The 24,074-nt window shown below is 57.6% G+C and carries 17 protein-coding genes and 1 riboswitch; of the genes, 14 read left to right on the plus strand and 3 right to left on the minus strand.

Features of this window, described 5'->3' with window-relative positions; genetic code table 11:
• Nucleotides 1-27 precede the first annotated feature (27 nt).
• From sgrR to thiQ, 4 genes are all read left to right on the plus strand, one after another.
• Entirely contained in the window at nt 28-1,683 is a 1,656-nt protein-coding gene (sgrR, locus tag ACTJJA_RS10190) for an HTH-type transcriptional regulator SgrR (protein ID WP_010427012.1), read from the plus strand.
• 36 nt (nt 1,684-1,719) lie between these two features.
• A riboswitch (TPP riboswitch) is annotated at nt 1,720-1,820 on the plus strand.
• Nucleotides 1,821-1,851: 31 nt separating this feature from the next.
• Nucleotides 1,852-2,835: a thiamine ABC transporter substrate binding subunit gene (thiB, locus tag ACTJJA_RS10195; RefSeq protein ID WP_440667800.1), complete on the plus strand. Its 984-nt coding sequence runs from the start codon at nt 1,852-1,854 to the stop codon at nt 2,833-2,835.
• Nucleotides 2,811-4,421, plus strand: a complete 1,611-nt coding sequence (gene thiP / locus ACTJJA_RS10200) for a thiamine/thiamine pyrophosphate ABC transporter permease ThiP (RefSeq protein WP_440667802.1) — start codon at nt 2,811-2,813, stop codon at nt 4,419-4,421. The genes thiB and thiP overlap by 25 nt, the downstream gene beginning before the upstream one ends.
• Complete coding sequence (gene thiQ, locus ACTJJA_RS10205) at nt 4,405-5,106, plus strand: thiamine ABC transporter ATP-binding protein ThiQ (RefSeq protein ID WP_440667804.1); 702 nt, start codon at nt 4,405-4,407, stop codon at nt 5,104-5,106. The genes thiP and thiQ overlap by 17 nt, the downstream gene beginning before the upstream one ends.
• 129 nt (nt 5,107-5,235) lie before the next feature.
• On the opposite strand, the gene ACTJJA_RS10210 is transcribed toward thiQ, so the two are convergent.
• Together ACTJJA_RS10210 and araC are read right to left on the minus strand one after the other, a co-directional pair.
• Complete coding sequence (locus ACTJJA_RS10210) at nt 5,236-6,003, minus strand: DedA family protein (protein ID WP_010427019.1); 768 nt, start codon at nt 6,001-6,003, stop codon at nt 5,236-5,238.
• Between the two features lie 118 nt (nt 6,004-6,121).
• Complete coding sequence (gene araC / locus ACTJJA_RS10215) at nt 6,122-6,967, minus strand: arabinose operon transcriptional regulator AraC (protein ID WP_089599198.1); 846 nt, start codon at nt 6,965-6,967, stop codon at nt 6,122-6,124.
• 336 nt (nt 6,968-7,303) lie between these two features.
• On the opposite strand from araC, the gene araB reads away from it, so the two are divergent.
• The 6 genes from araB to rluA all read left to right on the plus strand — a co-directional run bounded on the left by araB (nt 7,304) and on the right by rluA (nt 17,488).
• The gene (gene araB / locus ACTJJA_RS10220; protein ID WP_440667807.1) at nt 7,304-9,013 is read left to right on the plus strand and encodes a ribulokinase; all 1,710 of its coding nucleotides are present in this window, start codon (nt 7,304-7,306) and stop codon (nt 9,011-9,013) included.
• Nucleotides 9,014-9,023: 10 nt separating this feature from the next.
• Nucleotides 9,024-10,526: an L-arabinose isomerase gene (gene araA / locus ACTJJA_RS10225; protein WP_023310371.1), complete on the plus strand. Its 1,503-nt coding sequence runs from the start codon at nt 9,024-9,026 to the stop codon at nt 10,524-10,526.
• Nucleotides 10,527-10,612: 86 nt separating this feature from the next.
• Nucleotides 10,613-11,308 carry an L-ribulose-5-phosphate 4-epimerase gene (gene araD / locus ACTJJA_RS10230; RefSeq protein ID WP_440667809.1) on the plus strand — a complete coding sequence of 232 codons (696 nt, stop codon included), beginning with the start codon at nt 10,613-10,615 and terminating at the stop codon, nt 11,306-11,308.
• A 116-nt stretch (nt 11,309-11,424) separates the two neighbouring features.
• Nucleotides 11,425-13,782 (plus strand): DNA polymerase II, encoded by a 2,358-nt coding sequence (polB, locus tag ACTJJA_RS10235; protein WP_440667811.1) that lies wholly within the window; start codon nt 11,425-11,427, stop codon nt 13,780-13,782.
• 127 nt (nt 13,783-13,909) lie between these two features.
• Nucleotides 13,910-16,816 (plus strand): RNA polymerase-associated protein RapA, encoded by a 2,907-nt coding sequence (gene rapA / locus ACTJJA_RS10240; RefSeq protein ID WP_260662864.1) that lies wholly within the window; start codon nt 13,910-13,912, stop codon nt 16,814-16,816.
• Between the two features lie 12 nt (nt 16,817-16,828).
• Nucleotides 16,829-17,488 carry a bifunctional tRNA pseudouridine(32) synthase/23S rRNA pseudouridine(746) synthase RluA gene (gene rluA / locus ACTJJA_RS10245; protein ID WP_440667813.1) on the plus strand — a complete coding sequence of 220 codons (660 nt, stop codon included), beginning with the start codon at nt 16,829-16,831 and terminating at the stop codon, nt 17,486-17,488.
• 32 nt (nt 17,489-17,520) lie between these two features.
• Here rluA and djlA read toward each other — a convergent pair whose 3' ends face one another.
• Entirely contained in the window at nt 17,521-18,336 is an 816-nt protein-coding gene (djlA, locus tag ACTJJA_RS10250) for a co-chaperone DjlA (RefSeq protein ID WP_100165493.1), read from the minus strand.
• 240 nt (nt 18,337-18,576) lie between these two features.
• Here djlA and lptD point away from each other — a divergent pair, with 240 nt between their 5' ends.
• From lptD to rsmA, 4 genes are read left to right on the plus strand one after another with little or no spacing between them, the layout of a single operon-like run.
• A complete protein-coding gene (lptD, locus tag ACTJJA_RS10255; protein WP_320743655.1) occupies nt 18,577-20,928 on the plus strand; it encodes an LPS assembly protein LptD in 2,352 nt (783 codons plus the stop codon).
• Between the two features lie 53 nt (nt 20,929-20,981).
• Complete coding sequence (surA, locus tag ACTJJA_RS10260; RefSeq protein WP_440667816.1) at nt 20,982-22,268, plus strand: peptidylprolyl isomerase SurA; 1,287 nt, start codon at nt 20,982-20,984, stop codon at nt 22,266-22,268.
• The gene (gene pdxA, locus ACTJJA_RS10265; RefSeq protein ID WP_042717204.1) at nt 22,268-23,254 is read left to right on the plus strand and encodes a 4-hydroxythreonine-4-phosphate dehydrogenase PdxA; all 987 of its coding nucleotides are present in this window, start codon (nt 22,268-22,270) and stop codon (nt 23,252-23,254) included. Before surA ends, pdxA begins: the two co-directional genes overlap by 1 nt.
• Entirely contained in the window at nt 23,251-24,072 is an 822-nt protein-coding gene (rsmA, locus tag ACTJJA_RS10270) for a 16S rRNA (adenine(1518)-N(6)/adenine(1519)-N(6))-dimethyltransferase RsmA (RefSeq protein WP_010427042.1), read from the plus strand. Before pdxA ends, rsmA begins: the two co-directional genes overlap by 4 nt.
• Nucleotides 24,073-24,074 lie beyond the last annotated feature (2 nt).

Raw genomic sequence — 24,074 nt, forward strand, 5'->3', positions numbered from 1 at the left:
TGGTTTTTTGTCAGGAGTTCCCCTTTTATGCCTTCTGGTCGTCTGCAACAACAATTTATCCGCCTCTGGCAGTGCTGCGAGGGGCAATCGCAGGAGACCACGCTGAACGAGCTGGCTGATCTGCTCAACTGTTCGCGCCGACACATGCGCACGCTGCTCAACACCATGCAGCAGCAGGGCTGGCTAAACTGGGAAGCCGAAGCGGGACGCGGCAAGCGCTCGCGCCTGACGTTCCTCTACACCGGCCTGGCGCTGCAGCAGCAGCGGGCGGAAGACCTGCTGGAACAGGACCGCATCGAGCAGCTGGTACAGCTGGTGGGCGACAAAGCCGCCGTGCGCCAGATGCTGGTTTCCCATCTGGGGCGCAGCTTTCGTCAGGGCCGCCATATTCTGCGGGTGCTTTACTACCGTCCAATGAAAAATCTGTTGCCCGGCACGGCGTTACGGCGATCTGAAACCCATATGGCCCGGCAAATCTTCAGCGGGCTGACGCGGATAAATGAGGAAAACGGGGAACTGGAAGCCGATATCGCGCACCACTGGCAGCAACTCTCTTCACTCCACTGGCGCTTCTTTTTACGCCCCGGCATCCATTTTCATCATGGCCGCGAGCTGGAAATGAGCGACGTCATCTCTTCTCTGGAACGCGCCCGCAAGCTCCCCCTCTACTCACATATTTCGCGCGTCCACTCCCCTACGGCGTGGACGCTTGATATTGAACTGTCGCAGCAGGATAAGTGGCTCCCCTGGCTGCTGGGCTATGTGCCGTCGATGATTTTGCCCGGCGAGTGGGAATCGCTGAATAATTTCGCCAGCCAGCCAATTGGTACCGGCCCTTATGCCGTCTCCCGAAACAACAGCAACCAGCTGAAGATCCGCGCCTTTGATGACTATTTTGGCTATCGGGCGCTGATCGACGAAGTGAACGTGTGGGTATTGCCGGATCTCAATGAAGAGCTGAGCGCCGGGCTGACGCTGGAAGGGCCGACGACAGGCGAAAAGGCCGTCGAGAGCCGCCTTGAAGAGGGCTGTTATTATCTGCTGTTTGACCGCCGCACCCATCGCGGCGCAAATCCTCAGGTGCGTGAGTGGATCAGCCACATTCTGGCCCCTGCGAATCTGATTTATCATGCCGACGTTCAGTATCAGGCCTGGTGGTTCCCGGCCTACGGCCTGCTTCCACGCTGGCACCACGCTCGTCCAGCGCGTAGCGAAAAGCCCGCAGGGCTGGAGTCCATCACCCTAACCTACTACCGCGAGCATGTGGAGCATCGTTTTATCGCCAGAATCATGACCCGACTGCTGGCGGCCGAAGGGGTAACGCTGGAGGTCAAAGAAGTTGACTATGATGAATGGCACCAGGGAGATATCACCAGTGATATCTGGCTGAACAGCGCCAACTTCACCCTGCCGCTCGATTTCTCGCTCTTCTCGCACCTGTATGAAGTCCCGCTGATCCAGCACTGCATCGATCGAGACTGGCAGCAGGACGCCGCCTTGTGGCGCGCGGGCGAGATGAATTTAGCCACGTGGTGCCAGGCGTTACTTGCCGAACAGGCGATCGTGCCGCTGATACACCACTGGCTGATGATCCAGGGACAGCGCAGCATGCGCGGCCTGCGGATGAATACCCTGGGCTGGTTTGATTTTAAATCCGCCTGGTTTGCACCGCCGGAGCCATAACGCTTTCGTAATATTCACCAAATCATTACAATAGCGCCGTTCTCAACGGGGTGCTGCATCACTGATGTGCGCTGAGATAATACCCGTCGAACCTGATCCGGATAACGCCGGCGAAGGGATTTGAGGCTGTCGCTCAAAATCCTTTGCCACTCAACTTTGAGGTGCAAAGTGTTAAAAAAAGTTCTTCCCCTGCTGGCGCTGTTTGCGCTGCCTGCTTTTGCGAAGCCCGTCCTGACGGTCTACACCTATGACTCCTTCTCTGCCGACTGGGGCCCTGGCCCGGTAGTCAAAAAAGCCTTTGAAGCCGACTGCAACTGCGAGCTGAAGTTCGTCGCGCTGGAAGATGGCGTGTCACTGCTCAACCGCCTGCGTATGGAAGGGAAAAACAGCAAGGCTGACGTAGTGCTCGGGCTGGATAACAACCTGCTGGACGCTGCCTCGCAAACCAAACTGTTTGCCAAAAGCGGCGTCGCGGCAAATACCGTTAACGTGCCGGGCGGCTGGGAAAACGACACCTTTGTACCGTTCGATTACGGCTACTTTGCTTTTGTTTATGACAAAAACAAGCTGAAAAACCCGCCGAAAAGCCTGAAAGAGCTGGTCGAGAGCGAGCAAAAGTGGCGCGTGATTTATGAAGATCCGCGTACCAGTACGCCGGGGCTGGGCCTGCTGCTGTGGATGCAAAAGGTCTATGGCGATAAAGCGCCGGAAGCGTGGCAAAAACTGGCCGCCAAAACCGTCACCGTGACCAAAGGCTGGAGCGAAGCCTATGGCCTGTTCCTGAAAGGCGAAAGCGATCTGGTGCTGAGCTACACCACCTCTCCGGCCTATCACATCATTGCCGAGAAGAAAGACAACTACGCCGCAGCGAATTTTGCTGAAGGTCACTACCTGCAGGTGGAAGTGGCAGCGCGTACCGCTGCCAGCAAACAGCCGGAACTGGCCGAAAAGTTCCTGAAATTTATGGTTTCACCGGCGTTCCAGAACGCCATCCCGGCAGGTAACTGGATGTATCCCGTCACGAACGTTGCGCTGCCAGCAGGTTTCGAGCAGCTAACCAAACCAACAACCTCGCTGGAATTTACGCCGCAGCAGGTCGCCGCGCAGCGTGCCGCATGGGTAAGTGAATGGCAACGCGCCGTCAGCCGTTGATTCCCGGCTGGTTAATCCCCGGTCTGCTCGCCGCCCTGCTGATGGTGGCGGTCAGCCTGGGGGCATTCCTTGCGCTGTGGTTTAACGCGCCGGAGAGTGACCTGCTCGCCCTCTGGCACGACAGCTACCTCTGGCACGTGATCCGATTCTCCTTCTGGCAGGCGTTTCTTTCTGCCCTGCTCTCGGTGATCCCGGCCATTTTTCTTGCGCGAGCACTGTATCGGCGGCGTTTTCCCGGCAGGCAGGCGCTGCTGCGCCTGTGCGCCATGACGCTGATCCTGCCGGTGCTGGTAGCCGTATTTGGCATCCTGAGCGTGTATGGCCGTCAGGGCTGGCTGGCCTCGCTTTTTGCGATTTCAGGGCTAGAGTGGACCTTCTCGCCCTACGGACTGAAGGGCATTCTGCTCGCGCACGTCTTTTTCAATATGCCGATGGCGACGCGCCTCTTTTTGCAGGCGCTGGAAAACATACCCGGCGAACAGCGCCAGATTGCCGCCCAGCTAGGCATGCGCGGCGTGTCTTTCTTCCGCTTCGTAGAATGGCCGTGGCTGCGCCGCCAGATCCCGCCCGTGTCGGCATTAATCTTCATGCTCTGCTTTGCCAGCTTTGCCACCGTGCTGTCTCTCGGCGGCGGGCCGCAGGCCACCACCATCGAGCTGGCGATCTACCAGGCGCTGAGTTACGACTACGATCCGGGCCGCGCCGCGCTGCTGGCGATGGTGCAGATGATTTGCTGTCTCGCACTGGTGCTACTCAGCCAGCGGCTGAGTAAAACCCTTCCTCCCGGCAGTAATCAGATAGCAGGCTGGCGCGATCCGCAGGATAGCCTGCACAGCCGCGTCATCGATTTTATCCTGATTGCGCTGGCGCTCCTGCTACTGCTGCCGCCGCTTCTGGCCGTTATCGTTGACGGACTGAACCTCAATCTTGTGTCCGTGTTGCAACAGCCCGTGCTCTGGCAGGCAACCTGGACCTCGGTACGCATAGCGCTGGCTGCCGGGCTGGTCTGCGTCATGCTGACCATGATGCTGCTGTGGAGCAGCCGCGAACTCTACGCGCGTCAGGCCCGTAAAGCCGGTCAAATGCTGGAGCTGACGGGTATGTTGATTCTGGCGATGCCGGGCATCGTGCTCGCGACGGGCTTCTTCCTGCTGTTCAACAGCACCATCGGCCTGCCGGAAAGCGCCGACGGCATTGTGATTTTCACCAACGCACTGATGGCTATTCCTTACGCGCTCAAAGTGCTGGAAAACCCGATGCGCGACGTGAACAGCCGCTACGGTTTGCTGTGTCAGTCGCTGGGCATGCAGGGCTGGCAGCGGCTGAAAGTGGTGGAACTCCGCGCCCTGAAACGACCGCTCGCCCAGGCGCTGGCCTTTGCCTGCGTGCTGTCGATTGGGGATTTTGGCGTGGTGGCGCTCTTCGGTAATGAAGACTTCCGCACCCTGCCGTTCTGGCTTTACCAGCAAATTGGCTCCTACCGCAGCCAGGATGGGGCCGTCACGGCACTCTTACTGCTGCTGCTGTGCTTTGCGTTATTCACCGTTATCGAAAAACTTCCGGGGCGTGATGTTAGAACTGACTGATGTAACCTGGCTTTATCAGCATCTGCCGATGCGCTTCACGCTCTCCGTGCGTCAGGGGGAGATGATCGCCGTACTTGGCCCAAGCGGCGCGGGGAAAAGTACGCTGCTTAATTTGATTGCCGGTTTTCTGCAACCGGCGAGCGGATCGATAGTGATTGAAAACCGGGACCATACCCGAACTCCGCCGGCAAAGCGTCCGGTCTCGATGCTGTTTCAGGAAAACAACCTCTTTAACCATCTGACGGTGCGACAAAACATCGCGCTGGGGATGCATCCGAGACTCAAGCTGAACGAAGCCCAGCGCCAAAAGCTGGAGAGTATTGCCGCGCAAATGGGGATCACCGGGTTCATCGACAGGCTGCCGGGTGAGCTTTCCGGCGGCCAGCGTCAGCGCGTGGCGCTGGCACGCTGTCTGGTGCGCGCGCAGCCGGTGCTGCTGCTGGATGAACCCTTCTCTGCGCTCGATCCTGCGCTGCGTCAGGAGATGCTCGCCCTGGTGCAGGACGTCTGCCAGCGCCAGCAGCTGACGATGCTGATGGTGTCGCACAGTATTGAGGATGCCGCGCGGATTGCGCCGCGATCGGTGGTCATTGCCGAAGGGCGTATTTTGTGGGATGGAAAAACAGAAGAACTGCTGAGTGGTAAAGCGGGGGCGTCTTCACTTTTAGGTATTCGTGAGGTCTGATGCCCTCACCCTGGCCCTCTCCCACAGGGAGAGGGTACAAACATCAAAAACGGCAACCCGTTGCCGTTTTGCTTCTACCTTGTGCGGTCTGATGCCCTCACCCTCTCCCACCGGGAGAGGGAAAGCACCTTAACGGCTCACCACTTTTAATAAAATCTCGCCGTACACCGGCATCAGCGGGTGGCGAATCAGCGCCACCAGCGCCACGACAGCCACACCCAGCGTCAGCGGGGCCAGCCAGAGCAGGCGAGTGCGCGGGAGATAGCGCGTCAGGCGATCGACGTTGGCTTTCGCGCTGCGCCATAGCCGCCAGCAGAGCCAGACCGCCAGCCACAGCAGTACCGCCGTGCCCAGCAGCAGCCACTTAAACTCGCCGCTTTGCATTCCGTCAGGAATATCAATTGCCGCTCCGGCCAGGATGCCGGGCAGGAAGTAAAACGGCGGCCAGAAGACACAGCCGATAATGTTCGGCACCACGAATTTCGCAACGGGCAGATCAAGCATACCGGCCACCATCGGTACCAGCGGACGCGTTGGCCCAACAAAGCGGCCGACGAGGATGGTGAACATGCTGTGCTGATGCAGCGCGTGCTCGGTTTTATCCAGCAGCGCCTTGTTCTTTTTCATAAATGACCAGCGGTGCAGCGGCTTTTTAAAGCGCCAGCCCAGCCAGAAGGAGATCCAGTCGCCCAGCAAACAGCCGACGATACCGGCCATCCACGCCTGCCAGAAATTAACCTCACCGCTGCCGATAAGTGCGCCAAGCCCCGCCATCATCACGGTGCCGGGCAGGATCAGCCCAACCAGCGCCAGCGATTCCAGAAACGCCACCAGCGCCACGGCGATGAGCGAGTACATAACGGACTGGGTAATAAAGTGTTCCAGCAATGCCTGCATAACTATTCCGGTCAGAAAACGAATCAGCGATTCTGCTTAGCGCCCCGCACCGCGTCAAGGCATCAATTGTCTGAATAGTTTACAAGATGCTCCTGAAGTTCACCTGAATGTTTACCGTTTATTCACATCCCGCACGGAATTCGCTCGGGCTGGCCCCGGTGCATTTTTTAAATACGCGAGAGAAATAGAGCTGATCTTCGAAGCCCACGTTGCGCCCCACGGTGGCAATAGGCATTCGAGTGGTGCTGAGCAGCAGCTTCGCCTGGCTGATGCGCTGATCTTCGCGCCAGCTCAGCACGCTCACGCCAAGCTGCTGGCGGAACAGATGCGACAGGCGCGAAGGGGACAGGCAAACGTGCTGGGCGACGCTGGCAATATCAAACTGGCTGTCGGCCAGATGATCGCTGATGTACTGGCAGGCGTCGCGGACGCGGTTATCCAGCGGCGGGTTAAGCGATTCATTGATCGCTTCCATCCGGCGCAGCAGCACCTGTTCAAGCAGGTTAATCGCCAGCAGTTCGGCGTAGCGTCCGCCCGCCTGTCCCGCCTCAATAATCTGGGCAAACAGCTCGCGAAACTGCGACAGATGCGCCTCATCCGGGCGATAAAAGCCGGTATGCGCAAAAATGGCGGGCCACGAAAGCCACTCCTGCCAGTAGGCGCGCGGGCGGAAGTAGACCCACTGGTGATACCACTCTTTGGCATCCGGGTGGCGGCCGTAGTGGTGGATCTCCCCTGGTGGGAACAGCAGCATATCGCCGGGGCGGCAGATAAACTGCTGATCGCCGTTTTTGATGACCCCTTCACCGCGCACGGTGAGGTTCAAAATATACCCTTTCATTCCGAGCGGTCGGTCGACATAGAAATCGAGATAGCCCTCAGCCTCAATGGGCGTCAACCCTGCCACCAGGTGAGCATTAAACGAGTAGCCCGGCAGCAGGGGATCATTTTGCGGTTCAGCCATAATTTCAATACTCCCAACGGTCCTGAAGGAAACCAATTGTCCATATCGTTAAAAGCAGTATAAAAATGGCCCGCAAAAAGATCCAAAAAGCATTATGTCTCTTTTACGTCCGCCATGTTTCAGCCTTTCTCTCTGATTTCTCCGCCAGTATGAGCAGATAAGCAGTAACAAAAGTGTCTATAAGCGCGGCAGAAATGTCCACATTGAATATTTGCACGGCGTCACACTTTCAATCGTAACAGCAATTTAGTCCATAAGATTAGCGGATCCTGCCTGACGATTTTCGCCCCCAGTCTCTAATGTTCTTCCATACCTGTTTTTTGATGGAGCAACACCATGGCAATTGCGATTGGCCTCGATTTTGGCAGCGATTCGGTTCGCGCGCTGGCAGTGGACTGTACGTCCGGTCAGGAGATAGCAACCAGCGTAGAGTGGTACCCGCGCTGGCAAGTGGGGCGCTACTGCGATGCGCCAAACAACCAGTTCCGCCACCACCCGCGTGACTATATCGAGTCGATGGAAGCTGCGATCAAAACCGTCCTGGCTGAACTGACGGACGCCCAGCGGGCGGAGATTGTCGGGATTGGCGTCGACAGCACCGGCTCAACGCCTGCCCCGGTGGATGCCGAAGGCCGCGTGCTGGCGCTGCGTCCGGAGTTCGCCGACAACCCGAACGCCATGTTCGTGCTGTGGAAAGACCACGCCGCCGTGGAAGAGGCTGAAGCCATCACGCGCCTGTGCCATCAGCCGGGCAAAACCGACTACTCGCGCTACATCGGCGGGATTTATTCCAGTGAATGGTTCTGGGCCAAGATCCTCCACGTTACCCGCGCCGACGCCTCCGTTGCGCAGGCAGCCGCATCGTGGATTGAGCTGTGCGACTGGGTGCCTGCCCTGCTCTCCGGCACCACGCGTCCACAGGATATCCGCCGCGGCCGCTGCAGCGCCGGGCATAAATCGTTATGGCATGAAAGCTGGAGCGGCCTGCCTCCAGCCGCGTTCTTCGATGAGCTCGACCCGATTATCAACAAGAACCTGACATATCCGCTGTTTACCGACACCTTTACCGCCGATATTCCGGTCGGCACGCTCTGCGAAGAGTGGGCGAAACGCCTCGGCCTGCCGCAGAACGTGGCGATCTCCGGCGGCGCCTTTGACTGCCATATGGGCGCCGTCGGCGCAGGCGCGCAGCCAAACACGCTGGTAAAAGTCATTGGCACCTCCACCTGCGACATTCTGACGGCGGATAAAGCCACCGTCGGCGACCGTGCGGTAAAAGGCATCTGCGGCCAGGTGGACGGCAGCGTGGTGCCGGACTTTATCGGCCTCGAAGCCGGTCAGTCCGCGTTTGGCGATATCTACGCCTGGTTTGGCCGCGTGCTGGGCTGGCCGCTGGACCAGCTGGCGGCGGCGCATCCTGAACTGAAAACCCAGATAGCCGACAGCAAAAAGCAGCTTCTGCCGCAGCTCACCGAAGCCTGGGCGAAAAATCCCTCGCTCGATCACCTCCCGGTGGTGCTGGACTGGTTTAACGGTCGTCGCACGCCGTTCGCTAACCAGCGTCTGAAAGGGGTGATTACCGATCTCAACCTGGCAACCGACGCGCCTGCGCTGTTTGGCGGCCTGATTGCCGCAACGGCCTTCGGCGCCCGCGCCATTATGGAGTGCTTCACCGGGCAGGGCATCGACGTGAACAACGTGATGGCGCTGGGCGGCATCGCCCGTAAAAACCCGGTGATCATGCAGGCCTGCTGCGACGTGCTGAACCGTCCGCTGCAGATTGTGGCCTCCGATCAGTGCTGTGCCCTGGGCGCGGCGATTTTTGCCGCCGTGGCCGCAGGCGTCCATGCCGACATCCCGACCGCGCAGCAGCATATGGCGAGTGCCGTCGAAAACACTCTTCAGCCGCGTGCCCAACAGGCGCAACGCTTCGAACAGCTTTATCAGCGCTACCAGCAATGGGCAAAAAGCGCCGAACTTCACTATCTCCCTGTCGCCGCCCCGGCTAAAAGCACCGCGGACACTACGGCAACCCTGACCCATTAAGGACACGATGATGACCATTTTTAATAACTATGAAGTGTGGTTTGTGATTGGCAGCCAGCATCTGTACGGACCGGAAGCGCTGCAGCAGGTGACGAAACACGCTGAGCACGTGGTTAACGCGCTGAACGCAGAAGCGAAACTGCCGTGCAAACTGGTGCTGAAACCGCTGGGCACAACGCCGGACGAAATCACCCACATCTGCCGCGACGCCAACTATGACGACAAATGCGCCGGTCTGGTGGTGTGGCTGCACACCTTCTCGCCAGCAAAAATGTGGATCAACGGTCTGTCTATCCTCAACAAACCGCTGCTGCAGTTCCATACCCAGTTCAACGCCTCCCTGCCGTGGGACAGCATCGACATGGACTTTATGAACCTGAACCAGACCGCGCACGGCGGCCGCGAGTTCGGCTTCATCGGCGCGCGTATGCGTCAGCAGCACGCGGTGGTCACCGGCCACTGGCAGGATGGCAAGGCGCAACAACGCATCGGCTCCTGGATGCGTCAGGCGGTCTCTAAGCAGGACACCCGCCACCTGAAAGTGGTGCGTTTCGGCGACAACATGCGTGAAGTTGCGGTCACCGACGGCGATAAAGTCGCCGCGCAGATCAAGTTCGGCTTCTCCGTGAATACCTGGGCCGTGGGCGACCTGGTGCAGGTGGTGAATGAAATCAGCGATGGCGACGTGAGCGCGCTGGTGGACGAGTACGAAAGCAGCTACCGCCTGACGCCTGCGGCACAAATCAACGGCGACAAGCGCCAGAACGTGCTGGACGCGGCGCGCATCGAGCTGGGCATGAAGCGCTTCCTGGAACAGGGCGGCTTCCACGCTTTTACCACCACCTTTGAAGACCTCCACGGTCTGAAACAGCTGCCGGGTCTGGCGGTACAACGTCTGATGCAGCAGGGCTACGGCTTTGCGGGCGAAGGCGACTGGAAAACCGCCGCTCTGCTTCGCATCATGAAGGTGATGTCGACCGGTCTGCAGGGCGGCACCTCCTTTATGGAGGACTACACCTACCACTTCGAAAACGGCAACGACCTGGTGCTCGGCTCCCACATGCTGGAAGTGTGCCCGACAATCGCCGTCGAAGAGAAACCGATCCTCGACGTGCAGTATCTCGGCATCGGCGGTAAAGCCGATCCGGCGCGCCTGATCTTCAACACCCGCACCGGCCCGGCCATCAACGCCAGCCTGATCGACCTCGGCGATCGTTTCCGCCTGCTGGTGAACTGCGTCGATGCGGTTGAAACCCCACATTCTCTGCCGAAACTGCCGGTCGCCAACGCCCTGTGGAAAGCACAGCCTGACCTGCCAACCGCCTCAGAGGCCTGGATCCTGGCCGGCGGCGCGCACCATACGGTGTTCAGCCACGCGCTGGATCTGAACGATATGCGTCAGTTCGCGGAACTGCACGATATCGAACTGACCGTCATTGATAACGATACCCGCCTGCCCGCCTTCAAGGACGCGCTGCGCTGGAACGAAGTCTATTACGGTTCAAAACGCTAAGCCCTGAATGCCCGGTGGCACTGCGTTTACCGGGCCTACGGTTCCGTAGGCCGGATAAGCGAAGCGCCATCCGGCAGGAGACAATAATGTTAGACGATCTCAAACGTCAGGTGCTCGAAGCCAACCTGGCGCTGCCGAAACATAACCTGGTGACCCTGACATGGGGCAACGTCAGCGCCGTTGACCGGGAAAAAGGCGTGTTCGTGATCAAGCCTTCCGGCGTGGATTACGCGGTAATGACCGCAGAAGACATGGTGGTGGTCAGCATCAAAACGGGTGAAGTGGTGGAAGGCAGCAAAAAGCCCTCCTCCGACACGCCCACCCACCGCCTGCTGTATCAGGCATTCCCGACCATCGGCGGCATTGTGCATACCCATTCGCGCCATGCCACCATCTGGGCGCAGGCGGGCCAGTCCATCCCGGCGACCGGCACCACCCACGCGGACTACTTCTACGGCACCATTCCCTGCACGCGCCTGATGACCGATGCGGAGATTAACGGTGAGTACGAGTGGGAAACGGGTAACGTGATTGTTGAAACCTTCGAAAAACAGGGTATCGACGCGGCGCAAATGCCCGGCGTGCTGGTGCACTCCCACGGCCCGTTTGCCTGGGGTAAAAACGCGGAAGACGCGGTGCATAACGCCATCGTGCTCGAAGAGGTCGCCTATATGGGGATCTTCTGTCGCCAGCTGGCACCGCAGTTGCCGGATATGCAGCAGACCCTGCTCGATAAGCATTATCTGCGCAAGCACGGCGCGAAAGCGTATTACGGGCAGTAGCTTGTAGGCCGGATAAGCGCAGCGTCATCCGGCAAAAAAGGCACTGTATAAAACCCCAGCAAACCCACCTCAACCAGGCTATAATCAGGCCTGGTTTTGTTTTCTGGGATAACGGCGTGGCGCAGGCGCAAGAAGGCTTTTTACTGACCCGACACTGGCGGGATACCCCTCAGGGCACCGAGGTTGCGTTCTGGCTGGCGACGGATAACGGTCCGCTGCACGTTACGCTGCCGCCGCAGGAATCCGTGGCCTTTATTCCTGAAGCCCACGTCGAGAAGGTAAAGCAGCTGCTGCGCGGCGAAAACGGCTGGCGTTTGACGCCGCTTGAACTGAAAGATTTCCATCATCAGCCGGTCTACGGCCTCTACTGCCGCGCCCATCGTCAATTAATGCGCTACGAAAAGCTGCTCCGCGAAGCGGGCGTGACGCTTTACGAAGCGGATATTCGCCCACCAGAACGCTTTCTGATGGAGCGGTTCATTACCGCCCCTGTCTGGGTTGATGGCATCGAACAAAACGGCAGCGTCGTGAATGCTCGCCTGAAACCTAACCCACACTATCGCCCACCGCTGAAGTGGGTCTCCCTGGATATCGAAACCACCCGCCACGGCGAGCTTTACTGCATTGGCCTGGAAGGCTGCGGCGATCGGGTTGTCTATATGCTTGGGCCGCCGAATGGCGATGCGTCCGCGCTGGATTTCCGGCTTGAGTACGTGAACAGCCGCCCGCAGCTGCTGGAGAAGCTTAACCAGTGGTTTGCCGACTACGATCCCGATGTTCTGATCGGCTGGAACGTGGTGCAGTTTGACCTGCGCGTGCTGCAAAAACACGCCGAGCGCTACCGCATCCCGCTGATGCTGGGGCGCGGAAACAGCGAGCTGGAATGGCGCGAGCACGGTTTTAAGAACGGTGTTTTCTTTGCACAGGCTAACGGTCGCCTGATCATCGACGGCATCGAGGCGCTTAAGTCCGCCTTCTGGAACTTCTCTTCATTCTCCCTTGAAGCGGTCGCGCAGGAGCTGCTTGGCGAAGGCAAATCCATCGACAACCCCTGGGACCGAATGGACGAGATCGACCGGCGCTTTAACGAAGACAAACCTGCGCTCGCCACCTATAACCTGAAAGACTGCGAGCTGGTGACGCAGATTTTCCACAAAACCGAGATCATGCCGTTCCTGCTGGAGCGCGCGACGGTGAACGGACTCGCGGCTGACAGACACGGCGGCTCCGTGGCGGCCTTTAGCCACCTCTATTTTCCGCGAATGCACCGGGCAGGGTACGTTGCCCCCAACCTCGGGGACGTGCCGCCGCAGGCCAGTCCCGGCGGGTACGTGATGGACTCCCGGCCGGGATTGTATGACTCGGTGCTGGTGCTGGATTACAAAAGCCTCTACCCGTCGATTATCCGCACCTTCCTGATCGATCCCGTTGGGCTGGTTGAGGGCATGGCGCAGCCGGACGATGAACGCAGCACCGAAGGTTTCCTCGGCGCACGCTTCTCGCGGGAAAAACACTGTCTGCCTGAAATCGTGGGCAACATCTGGCACGGCCGCGATGAGGCCAAGCGCCACGGCAATAAGCCCCTTTCTCAGGCGCTGAAAATCATCATGAACGCCTTTTACGGCGTGCTGGGCACCAGCGCCTGCCGCTTCTTCGACCCGCGGCTGGCATCCTCCATCACAATGCGCGGACACGAGATTATGCGCCAGACCAAAGCGCTGATTGAATCCCGGGGCTATGACGTTATTTACGGCGACACGGACTCCACCTTTGTGTGGCTGAAAGGCGCGCACTCGGAAGGCGACGCCGCCCGCATCGGCAAAGAGCTTGTGGCCTTTGTGAACGACTGGTGGGGCAAACATTTGCAAAAAGAGCGGTTAACCAGCGCGCTGGAGCTGGAGTTTGAAACCCATTTTGCCCGCTTTTTAATGCCCACCATTCGCGGCACCGATCAGGGCAGCAAGAAGCGCTACGCCGGGCTGATTCAGGAGGGCGACGCGCAGAGGATGGTCTTTAAAGGGCTGGAGACGGTGCGCACCGACTGGACGCCGCTGGCGCAGCAGTTCCAGCAAACCCTCTACCTGCGGGTGTTCCGCAATGAGCCGTATCAGGACTACATCCGCGAAACCATCGCCAGCCTGATGGCGGGCGAACTTGATGCACAGCTGGTGTATCGCAAGCGCCTGCGCCGCCCGCTGGCGGAGTACCAGCGTAATGTGCCGCCCCATGTGCGCGCCGCGCGACTGGCGGATGAAGAGAATGTGCGGCGGGGCCGCGCGCCGCAGTATCAAAACCGTGGCACAATCAAATATGTCTGGACCACCAGCGGCCCGGAACCGGTTGATTACCAGCAATCGCCGCTCGATTACGATCATTATCTGACGCGCCAGCTTCAGCCGGTCGCGGAGGGAATTTTGCCCTTCATCAACGATGATTTTGCTACACTAGTGACAGGGCAACTTGGCCTATTTTGACGCGTGACGAAATGGCTGCCATCCAGTACCATAGCGCCCTTTCCATTCCCGGACCCATTTTTCGATGACCGTCTTTTTGACGGTGGTCGAACTATTGCCTGCAATTAAAGATTAGAGCCGAACAACTATGCCTTTTACACTTGGTCAACGCTGGATCAGCGATACAGAAAGCGAACTTGGATTGGGAACCGTCGTTGCCGTCGATGCGCGCATGGTTACCCTCCTCTTCCCTGCCACCGGTGAAAACCGTCTGTACGCTCGCAATGACTCCCCTGTTACCCGCGTGATGTTCAATCCGGGCGACACCGTGACCAGCCATGACGGCTGGCAGCTCAAGATTGAAGACGTAAAAGAAGAGAATGGACTGCTCGCCTACATTGGTACTCGTCTTGATACGGATGAGGCCAATGTCATCCTGCGTGAAGTGCTGCTCGACAGCAAACTGGTGTTCAGTAAGCCGCAGGACCGCCTGTTTGCCGGACAAATTGACCGTATGGATCGCTTCTCTCTGCGCTATCGCGCGCGTAAGTTCCAGAGCGAACAGTACCGCATGCCGTGGAGCGGCCTGCGCGGCCAGCGCACCAGCCTGATCCCTCACCAGCTGAACATCGCCCATGACGTGGGCCGTCGCCACGCGCCTCGCGTGCTGCTGGCCGACGAAGTGGGCCTGGGAAAAACCATCGAAGCGGGCATGATCCTGCACCAACAGCTGCTTTCTGGCGCTGCCGAGCGCGTGCTGATCGTGGTTCCGGAAACGCTGCAGCACCAGTGGCTGGTTGAGATGCTGCGCCGCTTCAACCTGCGCTTCTCCCTGTTCGACGACGAACGTTATGCCGAAGCGCAGCACGACGCCGACAACCCGTTTGAAACCGAACAACTGGTCATCTGTTCGCTGGACTTCGTGCGCCGCAGCAAGCAGCGCCTGGAGCACCTGTGCGATGCCGAGTGGGACATTATGGTGGTCGACGAAGCGCACCATCTGGTCTGGAGCGAAGACGCGCCGAGCCGCGAGTATATGGCTATCGAGCAGCTTGCCGAGCGCGTGCCTGGCGTTCTGCTGCTGACCGCAACGCCGGAGCAGCTGGGTCTTGAGAGTCACTTCGCCCGTCTGCGTCTGCTCGATCCAAACCGTTTTCACGATTTCGAGCAGTTTGTCGAAGAGCAGAAAAACTACCGCCCGGTTGCCGATGCCGTCGCCCTGCTGCTGGCGGGCAATCGTCTCTCTAACGATGAGCTGAACACCCTGAGCGATCTGATTGGCGAGCAGGATATCGAGCCGCTTCTGCAGGCTGCCAACAGCGACAGCGACAACGCGGAATCCGCGCGCAAAGAGCTGATCGACATGCTGATGGACCGCCACGGCACCAGCCGCGTGCTGTTCCGCAACACCCGTAACGGCGTCAAAGGTTTCCCGAAACGCGAACTGCATACGATTAAACTGCCGCTGCCGACGCAGTATCAGACGGCAATTAAAGTCTCCGGGATTATGGGCGCCCGCAAAACTCAGGAAGAGCGCGCCCGCGACATGCTTTATCCGGAACAAATCTACCAGGAATTTGAAGGTGATACCGGCACCTGGTGGAACTTTGACCCACGCGTGGAGTGGCTGATGGGCTATCTGACCGCCCACCGATCCCAGAAGGTGCTGGTGATCTGCGCCAAAGCGGCCACCGCGCTGCAGCTGGAGCAGGTCCTCCGCGAGCGTGAAGGTATTCGCGCTGCCGTGTTCCACGAAGGCATGTCCATCGTCGAGCGCGACCGCGCGGCAGCCTGGTTTGGGGAAGAGGACAGCGGTGCACAGGTGCTGCTGTGCTCGGAAATCGGCTCTGAAGGCCGCAACTTCCAGTTCGCCAGCAACCTGGTGATGTTCGATCTGCCGTTTAACCCGGATCTGCTGGAGCAGCGTATCGGTCGTCTGGATCGTATCGGTCAGGCGCATGATATTCAGATCCACGTTCCTTACCTGGAAAAAACCGCGCAGTCCGTGCTGGTACGCTGGTTCCACGAAGGTCTGGATGCGTTTGAACATACCTGCCCGACGGGCCGCACGATTTACGATCAGGTGCATGGCGATCTGATCGGCTACCTGGCCGCGCCGGAAAACGCGGAAGGGTTTGATGAGCTGATCAAGTCCTGCCGTGAGAAGCACGATGCGCTGAAAGCGCAGCTGGAGCAGGGCCGCGACCGCCTGCTGGAGATCCACTCCAACGGCGGCGAAAAAGCGCAGGCGCTGGCGGAAAGCATCGAAGAGCAGGATGACGACACCAGTTTAATCAGCTTCTCCATGAACCTGTTCGACATCGTCGGGATCAACCAGGACGATCGCGGCGAGAACATGATCGTCCTCACGCCGTCGGATCATATGCTGGTTCCGGATTTCCCGGGCCTGCCGGAAGATGGCTGCACTATCACCTTCGAACGTGATGTGGCACTGTCTCGCGAAGACGCCCAGTTCATTACCTGGGAGCACCCGCTGATCCGTAACGGTCTGGATCTGATCCTCTCCGGCGATACCGGCAGCAGCACCATCTCCCTGTTGAAAAACAAGGCGCTGCCAGTGGGCACCCTGCTGGTTGAACTGATCTACGTTGTGGAAGCGCAGGCGCCAAAACAGCTGCAGCTCACCCGCTTCCTGCCGCCGACGCCGGTGCGTCTGCTGCTGGATAAAAACGGTACTAACCTGGCCGCGCAGGTCGAGTTCGAGAGCTTCAACCGTCAGCTGAGCGCGGTTAACCGTCACACCGGCAGCAAGCTGGTCAACGCCGTTCAGCAGGACGTGCATGCTATTCTGCAACTGGGTGAAACCCAGGTTGAAAAAGCGGCTCGAGCATTGATTGATGCGGCACGCAGCGAAGCCGACGAGAAGCTCTCAGCAGAGCTTTCGCGTCTGGAAGCGTTAAAAGCGGTTAACCCGAACATTCGTGACGATGAACTGGCGGCGATTGAAAGCAATCGTCAGCAGGTGCTGGAGAGCCTGGATCAGGCAAGCTGGCGTCTGGACGCCCTGCGTCTCATCGTTGTGACGCATCAGTAAACGGAGCGCAAGATGGTGATGGAGCCCTACAATCCCCCTCAGGATCCCTGGCTGGTCATCCTTTATCAGGATGAGCATATTATGGTGGTCAACAAGCCAAGCGGCCTGTTGTCCGTGCCGGGGCGTCTGGACGAGCACAAAGACAGCGTGATGACGCGTATTCAGCGCGATTATCCGCAGGCGGAGTCCGTCCATCGCCTCGACATGGCCACCAGCGGCGTGATTGTGGTGGCTCTGCATAAAGAGGCGGAACGCGAGCTGAAACGCCAGTTCCGCGAGCGCGAACCGAAAAAGCAGTACGTCGCGCGCGTCTGGGGCCATCCGGCAAGCGAAGAGGGTCTGGTCGATTTACCGCTGATCTGCGACTGGCCGAACCGGCCAAAGCAGAAGGTGTGCTATGAAACCGGCAAGGCGGCGCAAACCGAGTATGAAGTGCTGGAGTACGCGCAGGATAACACCGCGCGCGTCCTGCTTAAGCCGATTACCGGGCGCTCTCACCAGCTGCGCGTGCATATGCTCGCCCTGGGCCACCCGATTTTGGGAGACCGGTTTTACGCGCCGCCAGAAGCGCTTGCGCTGGCTCCGCGCCTGCAGCTGCATGCGCAGACCCTCACCATTACCCATCCGGTTTTCGGCAATGCGATGACCTTTAAGGCACCCGTGGACTTCTAAAAAAAATGGCCCGATATCATCGGGCCACTTTTTTATTTAAAACCTTTTTGCTCTTTTATCAGCTCGTAGGCTTTCTGAATTTCCTGCGCTTTCTGCTTCGCCATCTCCATCATCTCTGGCGGTAAACCTTTCGCAACCAGCTTGTCCGGATGATGCTCGCTCATGAGCTTACGATAGGCACGCTTGATTGTGGTCTGATCGTCAGAAGGCTTTACGCCAAGCACGTTGCAGGCATCTTCCAGCGTCGGGCCACGCTGCGTCTGCTGCCAGCCGCCGCCGGAGGATTGCTGCTGGTAACCCCCGCCAAACTGCGCGCCACCCTGCATCATGCGCAGGAACTGGTCGAACTGCATGCGGGAGATCCCCAGCTCTTCAGCAATGACGTATAAAACGTCCCGCTCATTGGGATGAAGGGAGCCATCGGCGAAGGCCGCCTGAATTTGGATCTCCAGAAACATCCGAATTAAATCAAAACGTCCGAAGCAGATGCTGCGGAACTGACGCATTTTTTCACGCAGCGGATAGTTATCCGCTTTACCGATACGAAACGCATTTTGCGCTGCCACGCGAGATTCACCGTGCAGATTCATGCGATCCATGAATACGCTGGCAATCTGAATATCGGCTTCGGTGACGCGCCCTTTTGATTTGGTTAAATGCCCCATCACCTCAAAGGTGGTGGAGAAAAAGAGCGACTGACGCTCGCGCTGGTTGGCGAACCAGGCCATTTTGCGGCTGCGTGCCTTATCAAACATATGGCCGATAATGAGGCCCAGTACCACGCCCCAAAAGCCAGCGCCCATGATTAATGCGAACGCAACGCCGATGATTTTACCCCAATACTGCATATACTCCCCGAATAGTCATGTTCCTGGTTCGACGCAACGCCATCATTACAGTGGTCGCGCCACGGTCAATTGAGGGACATCGCCTATAATTTGCATTATCATACTCGTCATTCGATAGCGAGCCTAACACTCTGGCACGCAAACGGGCAGGATTAACGCTGGTACTGCGCTGATGAGTAAGATAGTCTCTGAGCGTTTGTAAGCCGTAGCCACTGATGACGGAACAATAAAATACAACGTATGAAAAAACGTATCCCCACCCTCCTGGCCACAATGATTGGCGCCGCTCTGTACAGCCAACAGGGGCTGGCAGCCGATCTCGCCTCGCAATGTATGCTTGGCGTCCCAAGTTACGATCGTCCACTGGTTGAGGGCGATACGAATGACTTGCCGGTTACCATCAATGCCGACAGTGCGAAAGGTAATTATCCTGACAATGCCACCTTTACGGGCAATGTCGATATTAACCAGGGCAACAGCCGTCTGCAGGCAGATGAAGTGCAATTGCATCAGAAGCAACCAGAAGGTGCGGCTGCGCCAGTACGTACGGTGGATGCGCTGGGTAATGTGCACTATGACGACAACCAGGTCATCCTGAAAGGTCCGAAAGCCTGGTCAAATCTGAATACAAAAGATACCAACGTCTGGGAGGGTGATTACCAGATGGTGGGTCGTCAGGGGCGCGGTAAAGCTGACCTGATGAAACAGCGCGGTGAAAACCGCTATACGATTCTGGAAAACGGATCGTTCACCTCCTGTCTGCCGGGCTCGAATACCTGGAGCGTGGTGGGCAGTGAAGTTATCCACGATCGTGAAGAACAGGTCGCGGAGATCTGGAACGCCCGCTTTAAGCTCGGCCCGGTCCCTGTTTTCTACAGCCCTTACCTGCAGCTTCCCGTGGGCGACAAACGACGTTCCGGTTTCCTGATCCCGAATGCCAAATACAGCACCTCGAACTACTTTGAGTTCTACCTGCCGTATTACTGGAACATCGCGCCAAACATGGATGCGACGATCACGCCGCACTATATCCATAAGCGCGGTAACATCATGTGGGAAAACGAGTTCCGCTATCTGACCAAAGCGGGTGCCGGTTTGATGGAGTTTGATTATCTGCCATCGGACAAAGTCTTCCAGGACGAGCACCCAAGCGAAGGTGATAAACACCGCTGGATGTATTACTGGCAGCATGCCGGGGTGATGGATCAGGTCTGGCGCTTCAACGTCGACTATACCAAAGTTAGCGATCCGTATTATTTCAACGACTTTGACTCTAAATACGGTTCCAGTACGGACGGCTACGCCACGCAGAAATTCAGCGTGGGCTACGCCATTGAGAACTTTAACGCCACGGTGTCGACCAAGCAGTTCCAGGTCTTTAACACCCAAACGGCCAGTACCTATGGTGCTGAACCGCAGCTGGACGTCAACTGGTATCAGAACGATGTCGGTCCTTTCGACACCCGCGTCTACGCCCAGGCGGTGCACTTCGTCAACACCAACTCGGATATGCCAGAGGCTACGCGTCTTCACCTCGAACCAACCATTAACTTACCTTTGTCGAACGACTGGGCAAGCCTGAACACCGAAGCCAAACTGATGGCGACCCATTACCAGCAGAAAAATGTCGACTGGTACAACAATCGCTATGGCACCGATCTTGACGAATCGGTAAACCGTACGCTTCCTCAGTTCAAGATGGACGGGAAGCTGATTTTCGAACGTGATATGGGCCTGCTGTCTGATGGGTATACCCAGACGCTTGAACCGCGTATGCAGTATCTCTATGTGCCTTATCGCGATCAGAGCAAAATTCAGAACTACGACTCCTCTTTCCTGCAGTCTGACTACAGCGGCCTGTTCCGTGACCGGACCTATGGTGGTCTCGACCGTATTGCGTCCGCTAACCAGTTAACGACCGGCGTCACAACGCGCGTTTATGATGAATCTGCCGTTGAACGTTTTAACGTTTCTGTTGGTCAAATCTACTATTTCACCGAGTCTCGTACCGGTGATGACGACATTAACTGGGAGAAAGACAACAAAACGGGTTCACTGGTGTGGGCAGGTGATACCTACTGGCGCATGACCGATCGTTGGGGTCTGCGCGGTGGTGTTCAGTACGATACTCGACTGGATAACATCGCGACGGGCAGTGCTGCCATTGAATACCGTCGTGATGAAGACCGTATGGTGCAGTTGACGTACCGTTATGCCAGCCCGGAATATATTCAGGCGACATTGCCGAACTACGCCAATGCTGACCAGTACAAAGATGGTATTTCGCAGGTAGGTGGCGCCGCGAGCTGGCCAATCGCCGATCGTTGGTCAATCGTCGGAGCCTACTACTATGACACGAATGCCCAAAAACCCGCTGACCAGATGCTAGGTCTGCAATATAACTCCTGCTGTTACGCGCTGCGTGTCGGCTACGAACGCAAACTTAACGGCTGGGATACTCAAAACAGTCAGGGCAAATACGATAACGTGATTGGCTTTAATGTCGAGCTGCGCGGCCTGAGTTCCAACTACGGTCTGGGCACGCAGCAGATGCTGCGCTCGAACATTCTGCCTTACCGCAGTTCCTTGTAATGTGCTTGATTTGCAACATAATCCGCTTTGCGGTTAATTGAAATGGAAAAAGTATGAAGAACTGGAAAACGCTGCTGCTCGGTGTCGCCATGGTTGCGAATACTAGCTTCGCGGCCCCCCAGGTTGTTGATAAAGTCGCCGCTGTGGTTAACAACGGCGTCGTGCTTGAAAGTGACGTTGACGGTTTAATGCAGTCTGTAAAGCTCAATTCGGGCCAGGCAGGTCAGCAGCTTCCGGATGACGCAACGCTGCGCCACCAGATCCTGGAACGTCTGATCATGGATCAGATCGTCCTGCAGATGGGTCAAAAAATGGGTGTGAAGGTTTCTGACGAGCAGCTCGATCAGGCGATCACGAACATTGCGAAACAGAACAACATGTCCCTGGACCAGATGCGCAGCCGTCTGGCCTACGATGGCATCAGCTACGCCACTTACCGTAATCAGATCCGTAAAGAGATGCTGATTTCAGAAGTGCGTAACAACGAAGTACGTCGCCGCGTCACCATCCTGCCTCAGGAAGTGGACGCGCTGGCTAAGCAGGTAGGTAACCAGAACGATGCCAGCACCGAACTGAACCTGAGCCACATTTTGATCCCGCTTCCGGAAAACCCAACCTCCGATCAGGCGGCTGAAGCAGAAAGCCAGGCGCGTTCTATCGTTGAGCAGGCGCGTAACGGCGGTGACTTTGGCAAGCTGGCCATCACCTATTCCGCTGACCAGCAGGCGCTGAAAGGCGGCCAGATGGGTTGGGGCCGTATTCAGGAACTGCCATCCCTCTTTGCCCAGGCGCTGAGCACGGCGAAGAAAGGGGACATCGTCGGTCCAATCCGTTCAGGTGTTGGCTTCCACATTCTGAAAGTGAACGATCTGCGCGGTCAGAGCCAGAGCATTTCCGTCACGGAAGTTCACGCTCGCCACATTCTGCTGAAACCGTCTCCGATCATGACTGACGATCAGGCGCGTGCGAAGCTGGAACAGATTGCAGCTGACATCAAGAGCGGCAAAACCTCCTTTGCGAATGCGGCAAAAGAGTTCTCTCAGGATCCAGGCTCTGCTAACCAGGGTGGCGATCTGGGCTGGGCTGCGGCCGACATCTACGATCCGGCTTTCCGCGACGCGTTGAAGAGAATGAGCAAAGGTCAGCTGAGCGCACCTGTGCACTCTTCCTTCGGCTGGCATCTGATTGAACTGATGGATACCCGCAATGTCGATAAAACCGATGCGGCCCAGAAAGACAGAGCCTACCGTATGCTGTTCAACCGCAAATTCTCTGAAGAAGCGGCAACCTGGATGCAGGAACAACGCGCCAGCGCTTACGTGAAAGTGCTGAGCAACTGATGAAACAGCATCGTGTTGTGATCACGCCCGGCGAGCCCGCCGGGATTGGGCCTGACCTCGTCGTCCAGCTCGCCCAGCGCAGCTGGCCGGTGGAACTGGTTGTCTGCGCAGATGCAACACTGTTACAAGACCGGGCAACATTGCTCGGTCTGCCTTTAACGCTCCTCCCCTATGTTGAAGGCCAGCAACCCGTTCCGCAGCAAGCGGGCACCCTCACGCTTCTGTCGGTTCCTCTTCGCACCCCTGTCGTCCCCGGTCAACTCAGCACAGAAAACGGGCGCTACGTTGTCGAGACGCTGGCGCGCGCCTGCGACGGCTGCCTGAACGGCGAGTTCGCGGCGCTGATCACCGGTCCGGTGCATAAAGGCGTTATCAACGACGCGGGGATCCCCTTTACCGGACACACCGAGTTCTTTGAAGAACGTTCGCACAGTCCGAAAGTGGTGATGATGCTGGCGACGGAAGAGATGCGCGTCGCGCTGGTGACGACCCATCTGCCCATCAAAGCCATTCCTGATGCCATCACCCCTGAGCTCCTGCGTGAGATCATCGGGATTTTGCATCACGATCTGCAGACGAAATTCGGTATCCCGCAGCCGCACGTGCTGGTTTGTGGCCTGAATCCGCATGCGGGCGAAGGCGGACACATGGGCACCGAAGAGATCGACACCATCATTCCGGTGCTCAACGAAATGCGGGAAAAAGGGATGAACCTCAGCGGGCCACTGCCTGCGGACACCCTTTTCCAGCCCAAATACCTGGATAATGCCGACGCCGTGCTCGCGATGTACCACGATCAGGGCCTCCCCGTGCTAAAATACCAGGGCTTTGGCCGCGGCGTGAATATCACCCTCGGTTTACCCTTTATTCGAACGTCCGTTGACCACGGTACTGCGCTGGATCTGGCAGGCCAGGGGAAAGCGGATGTCGGCAGTTTTATTACGGCGCTTAATCTCGCCATCAAAATGATTGTTAATACTCAATGACTAATCGAGTCCATCAGGGCCACTTAGCCCGTAAACGTTTCGGGCAAAACTTCCTTAACGATCAGTTCGTGATCGAAAGCATTGTCTCGGCTATTAATCCGCAAAAAGGTCAGGCGATGGTCGAAATCGGCCCGGGCCTTGCCGCACTGACCGAGCCAGTAGGCGAACGCCTTGACGAACTCACGGTTATCGAGCTGGACCGCGATCTGGCCGCACGCCTGCAAACACATCCGTTCCTCGGGCCGAAGTTGACCATTTATCAGCAAGATGCCATGACCATGAACTTTGGCGAACTGTCAGAGAAAATGGGCCAGCCGCTGCGCGTCTTCGGTAACCTGCCATACAACATTTCCACCCCGCTGATGTTCCACCTGTTTAGCTATACTGATGCCATTGCCGACATGCACTTCATGTTGCAAAAAGAGGTTGTTAACCGTCTGGTTGCAGGCCCGAACAGTAAAGCGTATGGTCGTTTAAGCGTGATGGCACAATATTACTGCAACGTGATCCCGGTACTCGAAGTACCGCCGTCAGCGTTCACACCGCCACCGAAAGTAGACTCTGCGGTTGTGCGCCTTGTGCCGCACAAAACGAAACCGTACCCGGTAAAAGATCTGCGTGTACTGAGCCGCGTCACCACCGAGGCCTTTAACCAGCGTCGTAAAACGATCCGTAACAGCCTGAGCAACTCGTTTACCGTTGAGGTGTTAGCCGAGCTGGGGATCGACCCGGCAATGCGAGCGGAGAACATTTCCGTAGAGCAGTACTGCAAGCTGGCTAATTACATCAGCGAAAATGCGCCGCCGAAGGAGAGTTAAGC

This window comes from Enterobacter sp. 22452 (assembly GCF_052045065.1).
Taxonomy (GTDB): domain Bacteria; phylum Pseudomonadota; class Gammaproteobacteria; order Enterobacterales; family Enterobacteriaceae; genus Enterobacter; species Enterobacter mori.